At 40.3% G+C, this 15,596-nt stretch carries 20 protein-coding genes; 10 read left to right on the plus strand and 10 right to left on the minus strand.

All coding sequences use genetic code 11. The features are described from left to right. Positions 1-2: 2 nt before the first annotated feature. From CLV32_RS16890 to CLV32_RS16905, 4 genes are all read right to left on the minus strand, one after another. Positions 3-587 (minus strand): hypothetical protein, encoded by a 585-nt coding sequence (locus CLV32_RS16890; RefSeq protein WP_133557674.1) that lies wholly within the window; start codon positions 585-587, stop codon positions 3-5. Continuing rightward, positions 571-1,050, minus strand: a complete 480-nt coding sequence (locus CLV32_RS16895) for an RNA polymerase sigma factor (protein WP_208111037.1) — start codon at positions 1,048-1,050, stop codon at positions 571-573. Before CLV32_RS16895 ends, CLV32_RS16890 begins: the two co-directional genes overlap by 17 nt. A 503-nt stretch (positions 1,051-1,553) precedes the next feature. Next, entirely contained in the window at positions 1,554-2,750 is a 1,197-nt protein-coding gene (locus tag CLV32_RS16900; RefSeq protein ID WP_133557676.1) for a hypothetical protein, read from the minus strand. A 3-nt stretch (positions 2,751-2,753) separates the two neighbouring features. Beyond that, positions 2,754-3,305 (minus strand): RNA polymerase sigma factor, encoded by a 552-nt coding sequence (locus tag CLV32_RS16905; protein ID WP_208111038.1) that lies wholly within the window; start codon positions 3,303-3,305, stop codon positions 2,754-2,756. A 220-nt stretch (positions 3,306-3,525) separates the two neighbouring features. Here CLV32_RS16905 and CLV32_RS16910 point away from each other — a divergent pair, with 220 nt between their 5' ends. From CLV32_RS16910 to CLV32_RS16925, 4 genes are read left to right on the plus strand one after another with little or no spacing between them, the layout of a single operon-like run. Continuing rightward, positions 3,526-4,395: a hypothetical protein gene (locus tag CLV32_RS16910; RefSeq protein ID WP_133557678.1), complete on the plus strand. Its 870-nt coding sequence runs from the start codon at positions 3,526-3,528 to the stop codon at positions 4,393-4,395. Between the two features lie 6 nt (positions 4,396-4,401). Further along, positions 4,402-4,764, plus strand: coding sequence for a hypothetical protein (locus CLV32_RS16915; protein ID WP_133557680.1), 363 nt, complete (start codon positions 4,402-4,404; stop codon positions 4,762-4,764). A gap of 5 nt (positions 4,765-4,769) precedes the next feature. Continuing rightward, complete coding sequence (locus CLV32_RS16920; protein WP_133557682.1) at positions 4,770-5,318, plus strand: YceI family protein; 549 nt, start codon at positions 4,770-4,772, stop codon at positions 5,316-5,318. Between the two features lie 21 nt (positions 5,319-5,339). Then, positions 5,340-6,317 (plus strand): DUF5777 family beta-barrel protein, encoded by a 978-nt coding sequence (locus CLV32_RS16925; RefSeq protein ID WP_133557684.1) that lies wholly within the window; start codon positions 5,340-5,342, stop codon positions 6,315-6,317. Positions 6,318-6,679: 362 nt separating this feature from the next. On the opposite strand, the gene CLV32_RS16930 is transcribed toward CLV32_RS16925, so the two are convergent. Beyond that, the gene (locus CLV32_RS16930) at positions 6,680-7,060 is read right to left on the minus strand and encodes a hypothetical protein (protein WP_133557686.1); all 381 of its coding nucleotides are present in this window, start codon (positions 7,058-7,060) and stop codon (positions 6,680-6,682) included. A gap of 143 nt (positions 7,061-7,203) precedes the next feature. Between CLV32_RS16930 and CLV32_RS16935 the strand changes: the two genes are divergently transcribed. The 3 genes from CLV32_RS16935 to CLV32_RS16945 all read left to right on the plus strand — a co-directional run bounded on the left by CLV32_RS16935 (position 7,204) and on the right by CLV32_RS16945 (position 9,805). After that, a complete protein-coding gene (locus CLV32_RS16935) occupies positions 7,204-8,073 on the plus strand; it encodes an AraC family transcriptional regulator (protein WP_133557688.1) in 870 nt (289 codons plus the stop codon). A 75-nt stretch (positions 8,074-8,148) separates the two neighbouring features. Next, positions 8,149-9,273, plus strand: a complete 1,125-nt coding sequence (locus CLV32_RS16940) for an FAD-dependent monooxygenase (RefSeq protein WP_133557690.1) — start codon at positions 8,149-8,151, stop codon at positions 9,271-9,273. A gap of 79 nt (positions 9,274-9,352) precedes the next feature. Further along, on the plus strand, positions 9,353-9,805 hold the full coding sequence (locus CLV32_RS16945) for a DoxX family protein (RefSeq protein WP_133557692.1): 453 nt from the start codon (positions 9,353-9,355) through the stop codon (positions 9,803-9,805). Between the two features lie 63 nt (positions 9,806-9,868). On the opposite strand, the gene CLV32_RS16950 is transcribed toward CLV32_RS16945, so the two are convergent. The 3 genes from CLV32_RS16950 to CLV32_RS16960 form a co-directional block, all read right to left on the minus strand. Next, positions 9,869-10,414: a hypothetical protein gene (locus tag CLV32_RS16950; RefSeq protein WP_133557694.1), complete on the minus strand. Its 546-nt coding sequence runs from the start codon at positions 10,412-10,414 to the stop codon at positions 9,869-9,871. Between the two features lie 2 nt (positions 10,415-10,416). Further along, entirely contained in the window at positions 10,417-10,899 is a 483-nt protein-coding gene (locus CLV32_RS16955) for an RNA polymerase sigma factor (protein WP_133557696.1), read from the minus strand. 177 nt (positions 10,900-11,076) lie between these two features. Next, positions 11,077-11,841: a carbonic anhydrase family protein gene (locus CLV32_RS16960; protein WP_133557698.1), complete on the minus strand. Its 765-nt coding sequence runs from the start codon at positions 11,839-11,841 to the stop codon at positions 11,077-11,079. A gap of 171 nt (positions 11,842-12,012) precedes the next feature. Between CLV32_RS16960 and CLV32_RS16965 the strand changes: the two genes are divergently transcribed. Further along, on the plus strand, positions 12,013-12,579 hold the full coding sequence (locus tag CLV32_RS16965) for a Crp/Fnr family transcriptional regulator (RefSeq protein ID WP_133557700.1): 567 nt from the start codon (positions 12,013-12,015) through the stop codon (positions 12,577-12,579). 6 nt (positions 12,580-12,585) lie between these two features. Here the strand turns inward: CLV32_RS16965 and CLV32_RS16970 are convergent, their stop codons facing one another. Continuing rightward, on the minus strand, positions 12,586-12,912 hold the full coding sequence (locus CLV32_RS16970) for a DMT family transporter (RefSeq protein WP_133557702.1): 327 nt from the start codon (positions 12,910-12,912) through the stop codon (positions 12,586-12,588). Between the two features lie 149 nt (positions 12,913-13,061). On the opposite strand from CLV32_RS16970, the gene CLV32_RS16975 reads away from it, so the two are divergent. Next, positions 13,062-13,355, plus strand: a complete 294-nt coding sequence (locus tag CLV32_RS16975) for a hypothetical protein (RefSeq protein WP_133557704.1) — start codon at positions 13,062-13,064, stop codon at positions 13,353-13,355. Further along, positions 13,328-13,990, plus strand: a complete 663-nt coding sequence (locus tag CLV32_RS16980) for a sensor histidine kinase (protein ID WP_166641968.1) — start codon at positions 13,328-13,330, stop codon at positions 13,988-13,990. The genes CLV32_RS16975 and CLV32_RS16980 overlap by 28 nt, the downstream gene beginning before the upstream one ends. A 143-nt stretch (positions 13,991-14,133) precedes the next feature. On the opposite strand, the gene CLV32_RS16985 is transcribed toward CLV32_RS16980, so the two are convergent. After that, complete coding sequence (locus tag CLV32_RS16985; protein ID WP_133557708.1) at positions 14,134-15,489, minus strand: hypothetical protein; 1,356 nt, start codon at positions 15,487-15,489, stop codon at positions 14,134-14,136. Positions 15,490-15,596 lie beyond the last annotated feature (107 nt).

Genomic DNA, 15,596 nt, shown 5'->3' on the forward strand with positions numbered 1-15,596 from the left:
CATTATTTTAATTGGTTTAATATACTTTCCACCCTTTCTCTGGTGGCATTTAATTTTCCCTGATCCCTTTTGAATGATCTTGGCCTGACGATGAACCACATTACCCCCAGATAGACGCTCATGATCAAATAGACAATAATGCTCCACATCGGATAATGGTATACAAGTTCATACACATACAAAATCCAACCAGATGCCGATAGAGATATAACAATGACCATCGTTCTCTTATAATAGCGAATTTGATTTTCACGTGTTTTTGCTAGAAATTCCAAAAACTTAAGATTATCATAGTCATCCATATGGTAAAAACGCTTTAGCGACCTGATATTATTGAAAGCCAGGAAAAGCGCAGCAATCACAACCAAAATACCGCCCGCATAAGTCGTTGCCATTTTGAAATGAGCGATTATCAATGCCGCCACAACTAAGCATGAAGATAAAAGACAAGTTACAATAACCAGCCATTTATTTCTCAGCTTCTCTCTCCTAAATTTCCGGATTAATTTCAGCATCTCTTCCGATGTTGGCAACTTATCCGTTGTCACAGTACGCCAGAGCGACTTCATATCATCTAAATTGTTCATATGCTTTTAATTTTATAGCTAGTTTGTCTTTTATACGATGAACTTTAACCCTTACGTTGCCACTTGTCAATCCCACAACACTAGCAATTTCGGCTTGTGGCAAGCCTTCCAATTCCAGGGAGATTATAATCCGCTCTGTTTCTTCCAATTCAGCTATACAACGATAAAGTATTGTCACTTTTTCCTCAATCGACTCTTCAACAGGAACAGCCAGGTTAAAAGGCAGATCAGCAACAGGCATCCTTTTGGCCTTTGCTACTGCCCGCAAACACTGGTTGGTCGCGATCCTGAATATCCACGTAGCAATATGCGACTCATTACGGAAACCAGACAGACCATTCCAGACGGCAACAAATGTATCTTGTACTAAATCCCTAGCCTGCTCTGCGTCATTTGTATATCCTAGACAAACCCGAAAAGTTTGCTGGGAATAACGTCTATAGATTTCCTCAAATGTCATCATCTTAACTAAAGGGACACAGTGTAATTAAATTTTGAGAGGTTAGATACCACCCCCCCTGAAATGTTACGACTGTTATGAAATTACTCTGGTTCTTAAAAAAAAATACCGGTCAAAACCCCCAATTTTTTAGGTAGTGCCAAAATCATTTTCCATACCATTTCCTTCTTGTTTTTTTCGGTGTTAGTCGAACAAGGTGCGGAGCAGGTTGCCATCAGGTAGCCACCACGTCACCTTCACGTTTACGATCCATTTTCGACCCTATTTCCTATTTTTTTCGGGACTATGCTCATGATTAATATTAAGTATTTATCGTATACCTCTTTCATGCCCCAAAAGTATAACATACTGTATATCAAAAAAAGTCATGTCCGTAAATGGTATGAAGATGACCGAAAGTCGTATTGATATGTCCGGTTGACAAACAAAAAATCCCAGTTAATAAAAGAACTGCGGATTTTTAAACCATAATTAGTTTGCTTAGCGGAGTCTGACCGGGATGTTTACTAATCTTTCTTTTTAGGATGAAACAATCCAATGTTTAAAGAGAAGGACATGCCGGTTGATCTTAATTTCGAATCGTACTGACCTATCCCTGTAAGCGGAACCTTAACAAAAGGTTGCACACCGAGACTTAAGTTTCTAGTAATTCTGCGGTCAAAACTTACAGAAAAATTAGCAACGCCAAGTAAGTGTTGATTCTGATTCTTAATTTCAATTTGAGAAACATGTTGCGAAGACCCTGTTCCAACCAGGAAGTCGTACTTTTCATTTAACATAAAATAACTTGAAAGCCCCGTGTTTACAGTAATAGAGAAAGTTTTTTTCTGCAATACTTTATAGTTGACATTCAATGGAATATCCAGCACGCTGCAATCGGCATTGATCTGCCATGCCTTATTTAAATAGCCAGTCGCGAGTGTCCCAAGTCCTACAGAGTTATAATATTTCTTGGCATATACAACTCCGGATGTCAAACTTAGCCTATTTGTCAGCGGATAAGTAATTGAAAAACCAATATTGGAGCTCAGCTTTGATGAAACATTCATTTTAGCGCTCGACACATCAGGAGCAGCTAGAATACTCATTATTAATCCACGATTCTTAGTGTGCTTCGGTGTAACTTTTTGAACTGAAACGCTATCTTCTGAATTCCGTTCCAAAACATCTGTATTATTTAATGTGATCGCATAGCTTCTGGCATCAAAAGTCACACTGTCAGTAGCCATTCTTCCCTTTATATCTACTGCCAGTAGCTCGGGAAATGATGATAACATCCGGTCATCAGGATTGATAATAGCAGAAAGGATAGTGCTATCGCCTAAAATATGTCTTTGACTAGCGGCGGGCAGATTTGCCTCTCTTACATTAAGAGTGATTACTGGTACAGGCCTATTCGTTACCATATTACCAGAACCATTTTCACCTGGCAGTTTTCTATTTTCGGAAGTCTCAGGCTTTTTTGCCAGCTGATTATTATTATTATTATGCTTAACTGGAGCGTAATCACTAAATACCCCAGATAACAGTAGAATAAGAGTAGCGGCAACTCCCCCAATAAGATACCACCACAAAGGTATGACGCGGTTTTTCTTCCGATCCATCAGTCGCTCCATCTTGTTCCAGTCTAATTCGTTGAAAGGAATTTCAGGATCGCTGAGGCCGCGTTTAAATAAATGATCTATGTCGTGCTCGTTTTCCATCCCTTATTTATGTATTGGTATTATAGCAGGCGTATTAAAATTAAAAGCCATGAGTTTTTCCTGTAATTTCTGTCTTGCTTTGAAAAGATTGGATTTGGAAGTTCCTATAGAAATATTCAGCATATCAGCAATTTCATCATGCGAATACCCGTCTATAGCATACAAGTTAAAAACAGTTCTGTAAGCCGGACTAAGTCCATGAACAAGGCTCAAAAGATCTTTATAGGCCAGTTGAGTATAGATGGCCTCGTGATCTTTAATATTTTCATGCGTGCTTACATCTTCATGATCGGTAAACTTAAGATTCATGCGGTAGTGATCTATGGCAGTATTTGTAATAATCCTGCCAAGCCAAGACTTAAACGGCTTTTCGCGATCATATTTTTTTATGTTCGTGAAGACTTTCAGAAACCCATTATTTAACACATCAGCTGCATCATATTCAGTTAAAGCATAGCGACGGCATATAGCCATCCCATAACTATAAAATTCTTTATAGAGCAAATACTGGCTGGACCGCTCCTGCCTGATACATCCATCGATAAGTTTCTGCACGCTATGCAAGTACGTTTAAATGTGCAACATCATACAGGGAGTACGTATGGTATCATAGAAAGGTTGCCTGAACAACAAAAAATATATATTAACACTCAAAATACTGACAAACAAGTATTTAAAAATAAACAAAAAAAGTTGAATTTTTAAAAACAACCTTTTCCGGGAGCTCGCCGTAATGGCTGTAATTAACAAAGCTATTTATTTAAACTTAAACACAATGCTAGTATCCCTTAAAAACAAACTATTGCTTACCGCGCTTTGTGGCCTCACAATCGTCGCATCATGTTCTAAAGGTAGCGATCCTTCGCCAGTAAATCCAGTTTATCCACCAACTACTCCCCCTACAGTGTCGACATCAGTTCAGCTAAGCACAAACGCTAAATTTGGTACAATTATGACCGATGGAAATGGCAAGACCCTATATGTATTTTCTATGGATGCAAAGGGTAGTTCGGAATGCACCGGAGGTTGTGAAATTGCCTGGCCGGTTTATTACACCGCTGACCTCACTGTTCCAACCGGTGTTGCGGCTAGCGACCTTGCCACAATTACGCGGGCCGATGGGAAAAAACAAACAACTTACAAAGGCTGGCCCCTGTACACTTATGCTAACGACGTAGCCAAAGGCGACGTAAATGGAGATGGATCTGGTGGCATCTGGTTTGTCGCAAAGCCCGATTACTCAATCATGCTTGCCAATGCGCAGCTTGTCGGATCAAATGGCACCAGCTATCTGGATGGTGGTGTGGAAGGAACCGGTCTGACACAGTACTTGACTGATGGTGCCGGCAAAACATTATATGCTTATACTCCAGATACGTTCAACACAAATACGTACACGAAAGCTGACCTGTCAAACAATCCCACCTGGCCGATCTACGAGTCTGATATTTTAAATGTACCCTCAGCCCTAAAAAAGGATATGATGTTTCAGATCACCGCCGCTGGAAAAAAACAACTCACTTATAAAGGACATCCGCTTTATTACTATGGGCCCGATGCCAAACGGGGAGATAACAAAGGTGTGAGCGTACCTAAACCAGGAGTATGGCCAATTCTCACTATTAACACCGCACCTCTAAAGTAATTTCTTATGTCTAAATCATTCAGGATTATCGCGATCATCGCTATAGTGTACAGCTTACTGCTTGCCTGCAGCAAAAAGCAAGCAGAAGAGTTTCAACCTGCTGTGCCGGGACTTCCCGGCGCAGCAGCCATTACGTACAATAATTTTGTCGAACCGATTTTCCAAACTAAATGCGCTAGCTGCCACGCAACAGGCCGTTCTGCTGCAGCCATATTTACCCTTAACGGCTATTCCTCTGTAGTGGCAAACGCCGCGAGAATTAAACAGGCGGTACTTGTGAACAAAACTATGCCCATGGGTTCAAGTTTAAGTCAATCAGATTTACAATCCCTGCAGATTTGGTTTGATAAAGGAATGATTCAACAATAACAATTATGAAAAATCTAATAGTTTTCCTGATGCTTGTACTATCTACAAGCACTATCAATGCTCAACAAATAAGAACCAGTAGCAGTGCAACCATAACATTTTTTTCCAGCACAATAGTAGAAGATATTGAAGCAAAAAGCGCCTCTGCAACTTCAGCTTTCGATGTGGTGTCGGGAAACCTGCTATTCAGAGTTAAAAATACTTCGTTTCAATTTCCGAAAAAGCTGATGCAGGAACATTTCAATGAAAATTATATGGAAAGCGATACCTACCCCCTTTCGGATTTCAAGGGAAAAATCAGTCCCTTACCTGACTTCACAAAAGATGGCACCTACACGGCAACGGCAACAGGAAATCTAAACATCCATGGAGTAACCAAAACTTACACCGCGCCAGTCACATTTACGATAACAGGTGGCAACATAACAGCAAAAACTGTATTTAGAGTCCGCATTTCCGACCATGGCATTAAAGTTCCTGCGCTGGTGTTCAAAAACATAGCAGAGTTCGTAGAGGTACGCGTTGTAACAACCTATCTATCAAAAAACAACTAAGCAACATTAAGGTAAAACAATATGAAACAACATACATATTTTCTATATTCTCTGCTAATTCTACCAGCTATACTATTTACTACAGTTCAGGCGTCTGCACAGGATGATCTGGAAAAAGCGATACCGATAATTAAAACTACTCATGAAAAAGTTAGTGCGACCTTTAAGTCCACTAAATTGATCAATGGGCACACAAACGAAACAATTTACAAAAACGAAATGGACTTTAAAGTGGATCACCGGTTTGGAGATATTGCGGGCAGTAACGGTGGTTTGAGGCAATTCTTTGGGCTTGATCAGTCTACCGATGTGAGGATTGGTTTTGATTACGGGCTGAGCGACCGGGTCACTGTAGGCCTGGCCAGAGCAAAAGGGGCTACAGCGGTGCAGCAACTTTACGAGCTCAGTATTAAGTACCGTTTACTGGAACAAACAACAGATGACCATATTCCATTTGCAATTACATTTTTTGGGAGTAATACCATCGCTGCCATACACGCAAGTGACGATCCTACATCTGCCACCGCATACAGGAACCTCGGGGATAGAACGAACTATGTAAGTCAATTGATCATCGCACGAAAAATGAGCCCGGGATTTTCCTTTTCTTTAACACCAAGCTATCTCCACCGCAATTTTACTACCTATAGAGATCAGAATGAGCTGTTTGCTCTTGGTGCCGGAGCGCGGGCAAAGCTCAGTAAACGCGTAGCGCTTGTAATAGATTATTTCCTGCCTTTTCGGAATACAGCCGACAAGGCTTACCTGGAAAAAGTTAACAACGTAAAGTTCTATAATCCGCTTGGAGTTGGACTTGAAATGGAAACAGGCGGACATATTTTCCATCTTAACTTCACCAATGCAGCAGCGATAGAAGAGATGCAATTTATTCCTTCTACAACCAGCTCCTGGCTAAAGGGACAATATCGCTGGGGCTTCAGTATATCGAGAAGATTTTCTTTCAATCACACAAAAAAACAAGTCGAAACCGGAACTTAAATTCTTCTTCAGTTCGCTGACGAGCGATTACATTAAAATTTAATCCTTTAGTGAGCCATAGCATTATAGGTAGTCCGGTGCCCTATTTAACGTCACGAAATCTGCGGGGTGGCATCTTAGTAACCTGATATAAAAACACTAAGCCGCGTGCAACGTTTAGCACGAACAATGGTCCGTTTAGCTCTTCAAGAATCGCAAGCGCAAGATCTATCCCTGCAGTAATTCTGGCACTGGAATAGACATTTCGAATTTAATATACTAAAAGCATAAAACAATATTAATGAAACACAGGTCAAGAAGTAGATTTGAGTTTTGCTGAATTAATCAGGTAAATAGGATATCTTGAAAAATTGAGGTTGCCCTTATTTTTTTTCTTCCTTTATACGCGTTGCTTTTGCATCGAACATGCCCATAACATTCCCTTTGGCATTATCCTGATCAACCGGAGTCAATTCAAACGTCAAATCATAACCACTTGCACTAAAACCGCCTAAGATGGTTTTATCTTTTTCTGATATATTAGTAATTTTAGATATCTCTTTGGCTGTGGAGTCCAACACGCTGCCCTGAATTTTGCCATCTATTTTTTCGAATTTAAAGGTCACCTTTGCATCACCTTGTGGCGTACCAAGGATCAAAACATTCCATTTGCCGAGAAAGTAATCAACGTTAGACTGGGCACTAACAGACAGGAACAGCGCCATACAAACAACGAAGGCGAACATTAATTTTGTGAATTTCATAAATAGATATTTTTTTTGATTAAAATGATTGGAATAAATTTAAAAAAATATATTTGACATATTGACGCAGTGAAATATAAAATGTAATAATAAAAAAAGAAGCAAAATAAAATTTAAGTTAAACGCCTTGCTATCTTTATCACGTGAAGCCTAGCGAACGCAGAAAAAATCAAGCTATACCTGTTAACAAATTCGGCGATGAATCGAATGCAGGTATCACCATAGAACGGATCAGTTTTGAAGATTTGCCGGAACTTGGCGAATGGGAGCAGCCGGAGCGTCATGACCGTCATTCGTTCTTCCTGCTGGAAAAAGGAATTGTCGTTATGGAAATTGATTTCGAATACCACAAAATACCGGCTCCAGCGGTTATTTATATGCATCCGGATCAGGTACACCGCATTATCGGATTTGAAAATGTTATTGTCACTGCCCTGGCTGTCACAAATGAAGTACTGACATCAGAATATTTGCAATTGCTGGGCGAAATAAGTCCGACAGCACCCACACAGTTAAAACCTGAAACGCATCAGTTACTCGAGCAGTCATTTTCCCTGTGTGCAAAAATTGCAGAAAGGAATAAAGATCAGCTTCACACTTCGATTTTAAAAGCTCAAGGCAATGCTGTGGTTGGGCTTGTTATCGCGATGTTTTATGCACAATTAAAACCCACCAACAAATCTACGCGAGCAGAAGCTGTTACAAAAAACTTCAGGCAATTCCTGGAACGTCATTTTACAGAATTGAAACGTCCGGCCGACTATGCGGATCTATTACATATCTCCATCCCCTATTTAAACGAGTGTGTCAAGGCAGCTACCGGACAGGCGGTATCTCAGCACATACAACAGCGCGTTATTTTGGAAGCCAGGCGTTTGCTCTACCATTCTGGACAATCACTCAAAGAGATTTCGCTTAGTTTAGGCTATGAAGATTACACTTATTTTTCCAGACTTTTTACGAAGGTCGTTGGCATCTCTCCTTTGGCCTTCAGACAAAAAAACTGCGATTAGTCCAAGTATTACTTAGGTTAAACCTATTTCGCCGTGAATCTCCGCTGTTTCTTTGTGTTAATAAAAGAGATCTAAATGAGAACAGCAAATTCCAAAGAAATACTAATATCAGGCGCAAGCTTTGCCGGATTATCTACGGCCTACTGGATGGTCAAATTTGGCTATAACGTTACCATCGTGGAGATGGCTAAGGAAATAAAAAAGGGTGGCACTCCGGTCAATATTATGGGCCGTACCATCGATATCGTTAAGCGTATGGGCTTATTTGATGAGATCTATGCCAACCGACTTCAAATGGAATCGATCTCTTTCAAAGGTACCAACGATGAAACCCTCAGACTTGAGTACCATCAAAAAGCTCAGGAAGAACACGTTGACGCCGAGTATGAAATTGAGCGAGATGTATTATTGCAACTTATGTACAATGCGGTAAAAGATCAGGTAAAGTTCATTTTCGGTGATGGCATCACGGGATTGATAGAAACGACTGACCAAGTGGAGGTTAGCTTTAAAAATAGGACAGTGCAGAGATTCGACCTGATATTTGGCTGTGATGGTATCCATTCAGCGGTTAGAAAACATTGGTTCGGTGAGGAAAAAGAGTTTTCTTATTTCCTGCAAACTTACTTTTCGATCAGTATTGTTGATGAACTACTGATCCCTGAAAATACTACACAGCTTTACAGCGAACCGGGCAGAACAGTTATGCTGAATGCGTACAACAATAAGACAGATATCTGCCTTGCTTTTTTCTCGGAACCGGAAATCCCATACGACTACCGCAACGAAGGTCAGATGCGTGAAATTATTCAGGATGCTTTTAAAAACACTGGCTGGCGCACGCAGGAACTATTGGTAAAAATTGAAAATTCCAGCAGCTTTTATTTTGACAAGCTTTGCCAGATGAAAATGGCATCCTGGACAAAAGGTCGGGTAGCCTTAGTTGGTGATGCTGGCTATTGCGCCTCCCCTGCAGCCGGTCGCGGGGGTTCACTGGCAATAGATGGAGCAGCAGCACTAGCTGATGCAATTGAAAAACATCGCGATGACATCGAAGCAGCCTTTCGGGAATATAACGATCAGTTCAGGCCGTTTATAGATCAGGTACAGGCCGAGGTGGTCGATTTCGGAATGGATGTTTTGATTCCAAAAACTGAAGAGGCTATTCAAAAGCGGAATCGGGAAGGATTTGGATTCTAGAGAAAAGAAAATTCCAGTCGCGCAAACTTATAGTAGTTTCTCGGGTTAATACGATAGCGAACACAAAAATTTCGTAGCTATGAGACACGTTAAACCAACATCAATACTCCAAAAAACCGCAAGGATTGCACTGGGAATTTTCATGGTAGTAGCCGGTACCGCACATCTTACCTTTCAGCGAAAAGGTTTCCGTGCGCAGGTGCCTGACTGGGTTCCGGTACCGAAGGACTTTACGGTAGTAAGCTCGGGGTATGTAGAAATTGCACTGGGGCTTGCACTCTTGTTTTGGAAAAGGGAACGCATACCAATGGGCATGTTTCTTGGTATATTTTACATGCTGGTATTCCCCGGAAATATTGCACAATATAAAAATCACAGGAGTGCGCTGGGTTTAGATACCGACGATAAAAGACGCACTAGACTTTTCTTCCAGCCCGTGCTGATTCTTGGGGCGCTATGGTCTACAGGAGCACTAGCCGAAATCCAAAGAAAACTCAAGTCACGTCAGAATTTACTCAGTTCTAACCAGTAATACCATGTAAACTTTACTTTTCACCGCTGAGAAGCTGGAAGTTTACATGGTGTGCTTAGACATTTAATTTTTAAGCGATTCAGCTATTCCGCCTAGCTTCTCGATCCTTTTATTCCAAGACATGGAAATTAAGAGTAACTGGATTCCGAACATCGTCGTGATACCAGCGATTCCGACTATTCTTTTGGTCTGCATTTCCAACCCATAACTAAAAAACAAAATGACACCCAGCATCAGCACAGCCCTTGAACAGATAGCTGTCCATCTAAATCGTCTAAGTTTTTTCAAGTAGTTGTGGAACGAAGTACTTAGATCCGAGCCAGCTATCAGGTTTCGGGCTGCACAATAACCTGCGAAATTATAGGCTACAGCTTGAACTAATCCAGCCACAAAAATAAGGTTAATGGCTCCTGGCCGTTTAGCACCGTCAAAAGCGTTATGATAACCAAATAAGATGATGATCCACAAGATCATCTCAAGCAATAATTGGCGTTTAATCTTTCTTAGCATAGGATGGCTATTCTCTAAAGTCATCTTTTCAATTTCTGTTATCGAGATAGGTGTAGTATTATCTACCTTCCAAAGTGCTTTCATTTCCTGTAGTTCCATCACTATATTTTTAAAATTTTTCTAATTCTGTCTTTAATGCGGCTAATTTTGACGGCAATATTGTTTTCACTAGTACCGGTAATCTCTGCAATCTCGCGATAGCTTAAGTCGTCAAGCAGCAGTGCCATAATTGCGCGGTCGGGTTCGCTGAGTTTCTTAACTGCAGCGATAAGTGCTTGCGTGCGAGCTTCGAGGTCTCTGTCTTCAGGCTCATTGGCCATTTCTGGCAATTGATCAGTGTAATCAATCAGCTTTTTTGTTTTGTCTTTTCTAAAGGAGGTCAAGGCGGTATTGATGGCTACCCGATAGATGAATGTGCTTGGCTTGGACTGTCCCCTAAAACTGTCTATGGATTGCCAAAGTTGGAAAACGATTTCCTGAAAAAGGTCGCGGCGGTCCTCCTTAGTATCCCGATAAAGCCGGCAAATTTTGTCAATGATACGTTGGTTATCCGATATTAGTTGCAGGAACGGTTTTTCTTCCATAATTATCTTGCTGCGTCATTATACTATTTATAAGTTATAGGTAGCACTTATTTGAAAAACCTTACACCACAAAAAAATTCAGTTATTTTAGCATCGAAAAAAAATGCCTGCAACATTATAGGCTACAGGCACCAGATCAAAAACATTTGTAAACTGAATTGACATCTTTATCAAATACTATTCGAACATCTCGACTTTTCCAGAATTCATATCATATACCCCTCCTACAATCATGATTTCACCTTTCGACTGCATTTCTTTCAATATCGGGCTTTTGCTGAGAATTTCCTGAATAGCTAGTTTCACATTTTGATCGCACACAGCTTCAACAAAAGCCGGATTAGAAGAAAGTGCATCGCCATGGAAGGAGGCTTTTGCCGATATCACTGCAGGGTTTATTTTTTGAAGTAATGTAGTTATATTCCCTAGCCTTACACCATCAATTGCAGACTTTACAGCACCGCAGTATTCATGGCCGAGCACAAGGACAAGTTTTGCCCCAGATACCTTACAGGCATATTCCATACTCCCCAGAATATCATCATTGATAATATTTCCAGCTACCCTGGCTACAAACAGATTTCCTATCCCACTATGAAACACGTCTTCTACCGGTACTCTTGAATCCAGACAGGAAAGGATTACTGCTTTAGGATATTGTCCAAGCGATGCTTTCCTTACTCTTTCTGTTGTATTACGGATTGTTAAATTATCCTTCGTAAAATCTACATTACCTTGTTTTAAACGATTGAGCACGTCTATCGGCTTAAGGGTCGCCTGTTGATCCTTTGTTAGCACATCGGAAGTCAAAATATCTTCTGTAGCAATTGCGACGGTATCGTCATTGGCAATTGAGTCTGTTTTAATATCAGAATTTCCTTGTTTACAAGCGCTTAATAAAATTGCTAAAACAATAAAGCAGTTTAGAAAAGTTGTTTTCATGAGACGATTTACTTATTTAAAGATAAAATATTTCTATTACCCTTCCAAGGCCTTTGGCATGTGGATTTAAATCATTTATTCATGCCGTTGAAAAAACGTTAACCTTAAGGATCGCTGGGCTATTCTGTTTACTTTTATCAATTAATTTTGTAGCGTAAGAAAAAAGAATAAATGAATTTAGACGATATTATTTCCGCTATTTATGACCTTCCTGAAGAATCAAGGATTTTACTTCAAGCCTGTATAGTTGAAGTGAATTTTCCGAAGGGTCATGTATTAATAGAAGCCGGAAAGATTGAGAGCAGTGTTTTTTTCATAAAGAAGGGCATTGTTCGTGCATTTTCAGAAGTTGAATCAAATAGTGTGACATTTTGGTTTGGCACAGAAGGCGACACGATTTTATCAATTGAAAATTACGTTGCTAATCGTAGGTCTTACGAAAGTATTGAGTTACTTGACGACTCTCAATTATATCAAATCAGGACAGACAAGTTGCAGGAGCTCTATCATGTAGATATCCACCTCGCAAACTGGGGAAGAAAGCTAGTTGAGTATGAACTAATAAAAACCGAAAAAAGGCTAATTACTATGCAAGTTAAATCTGCAGCCGACCGCTACACGGAGCTAATGGAGAAATCGCCTGATTTATTACGGCGTGCAAAATTGATTCACCTCGCCTCCTACCTGGGTATAACTCAGGTCAGTCTTAGCAGAATCAGAGCGAATATCGGAAAATGACATCGTCTAATGAGACACCACTTTTAAGCCTATAATAGAACCGATTAAGATCACTATAAAGAATAATCGCCAAAATGTTGTTGGATCTTTAAATACAAAAATCCCTATTAACACTGTTCCAACGGCTCCGATTCCTGTCCATACGGCATAGGCTGTGCCCATCGGCAAACTTTCCGTTGCTTTCATCAGCAACAACATACTCACCACAAGCGAAACTAAAAATCCGACATACCACCAGTACATTTCGCTACCGGTGGTCTCTTTTGCTTTCCCCAAACAAGATGTGAACCCAACTTCAAACAGGCCAGCAACTATTAATATTATCCAATTCATATCGTATGTTATTTGCTAAAGGTGACCTAAATATTCGGTTTAAAAATTTACAAATGTTAAAAAACATTAGTTTTCATCAGCAAAAAACTGACATTTCTCTAATTTCACTTCTAACTTAAAAACATTTAAAATGATACCTTTACACCGCAATGGAAAAACTGACTCCGCACTTTCAAAGGGATTTAGACATCGTTCAGCGCATACCTATCGTTGAGGAGATGCTGGAAATGATTTGTCGCACTACAGGGATGGGATTTGCTGCCGTTGCGCAAATAACTTCAGAACGCTTGATTACCTGTGCGATGCACGACAAGCTAAATTTTGGTCTTATACCCGGCGGAGAACTTAAAGTAGAGTCTACCATCAGATTGAAGACTCCCAACATCAATTACAGGAAGAAAAACAGCTTTCAGAATTGCGCGAACAATTCATTGCAATATTAGGCCATGACCTGCGCAACCCAGTAGCCGCCATTCAGAATGTTGCTCAGCTCATGCTGAGGATGCCTGAAGATAACCGGGTTCAGCGTTTAGGAAGAATCCTCCAGAACTCATCCCTTCGTATGCGCGAAATGATCGAAAACATCCTTGACTTCGCACGAGGCCGTTTGGGAGAAGGCATTTCATTAACGCTGACTGAACAACCCACGATTGAATATTTGGAAATCGTTATTGCCGAAATTGAACTCGCATGGCCTCAGTCTACAATAATTAAAGAATTTAATCTTCATCAGCACATCAAAGTTGACGCACGCCGTATCTCGCAACTATTTTCTAATTTATTGAGCAACGCGCTACATCATGGAGACAGCTCTAAGCCTGTAACCGTGAGTGCCGGAATAATAGACGATAGTTTTCAACTTTCAGTGACAAATTACGGGGAGCCTATTCCCAGTGAGTTTTTAGCTGATTTGTTCAAACCTTTCTCAAAGGGAAAAAATCAACATGGCAAGCATGGTTTAGGGTTGGGTTTATTTATCGCTTCTGAAATTGCACACGCACACAACGGTAGTCTAAACGTATCATCTGCAGCTGGCACCATCACTTTTCGTCTTGAAATCCCAGTAATTCTTAGTTAACCCTGGTTCTGTGAGTGCAATTCATTTTCAAGGCTTAACAAATAAGTCTAATACGCAAGCGACAATATTTTTTACCAAATGGTAAATGAATTGAAAACGATAAAGTCGAAATTTGACTAGATCGACAGAAATGAAGCTCGAAACTAATTATGCAATTCGATAAGTGTGCCGCAGGTTGTCCATATGCTACACAACACACCAAATAACAAGCAGTATAAAAAGATATCCATCTCCTTTCTCAATCTAATCCAGAATACAACAATACACATCAAAGGACAAGTCGCCATGAAAATAAAGACAATGGTGGCCACCGTTTCAAAAATATCCTGGTTAAAATCCATTAGCAACACACGGATCCCGGTATGTAAAAGCCAGACAAAGATCGGTGAGATGAAGCACAATAACCACTTCCATACTCTTTTAAGATTAAGTTGTTGAGGAAAATTCCTCCGGTAATTTTTAACCAACAATAAGATAATGCCTACCATAATCAAAACCAGGATCCCAATCTGTATATATTTATTCCTGATCGTGTCTGCACGGGTGTTAATCTTCCTAGCAGAAATGAGCTTGTGCTGAGCAAACTGCTTAGTGCTGGTTCGTTCCCCATTAACAAATGTTTGTACTATAACATTAGTACTATTGCTATCGTTGATGATCCAGGTAGCATCTTCCTGTCCCATTTTATAAAATCCCTCGATAATACGTTTCCCGCCTTTTGTTCTGCTAAATCTGCCGTCCAGTCGTCCGCCGTTAAACCTTAATGAGTCTGTACCTTGTGGTGTACTGATACTCAATGCGGTTATCTTCCCCCTGGGAATCAGACTTACACCGTCTGCGATTCGCTCCAGAACATCTTGATCAAGTTCTTTAATCGAGCGGTTTTTATTATAATCATCATCCCTGATTGGTTTGAGGATATACACCTGATTTACCTTAACTACAAGCAACGATCCTACTTTGTAGAAATCAAATTCGTCGTATAAATTTGCATTTGGGATCACGGAAGACTGCAACAGCACATATTGTGGCTGATCAAAAGATTGGACATACCGTTGTTGACTGGTTGCACAGAATGAAAAAATAGTAACAACCCCGATAAACAAGCTTGCTAAGCGAGCCAATACAGAATTACCAGGTAATACCTGGGGGCGGTTATTTATGTGGAACCAGGCGAGCAATAACACTGGCAAGGCAATCATGTCGGTAGGATCAATAGTTCGCTGAATGTTAAACATATTCAGCACTTCAATCAATCCGGAAGCATATTCGCTCTTCCAGAAGACAAACATTACCCCGGTTAAGATAAAGACCGATAACTTTTGTTTAGGAAAAACAACCGACCAGAAAATCGGAAAAACAAACAACCCACAGATATCTGAAAGTTTTCCGGTAAGCGTGTTATGAAACGCTGCTTTCAGGAAAAAGTCGTTGACAATTAACAGCACAAGGCAAACAATAAAAAGCGGCGACAACAGATTTTTTAGACGATCATACATGGTTACTATATGCTTTTGCGAGTCAAAACGTCACAAGCTAATTTACCCATTGCCTCTGACGAAAACAACATAGCAATAATAGCGCCTATACATTTTTTGAGATAAAT

The organism is Pedobacter duraquae, assembly GCF_004362245.1.
In the GTDB taxonomy this organism is placed as follows: domain Bacteria; phylum Bacteroidota; class Bacteroidia; order Sphingobacteriales; family Sphingobacteriaceae; genus Pedobacter; species Pedobacter duraquae.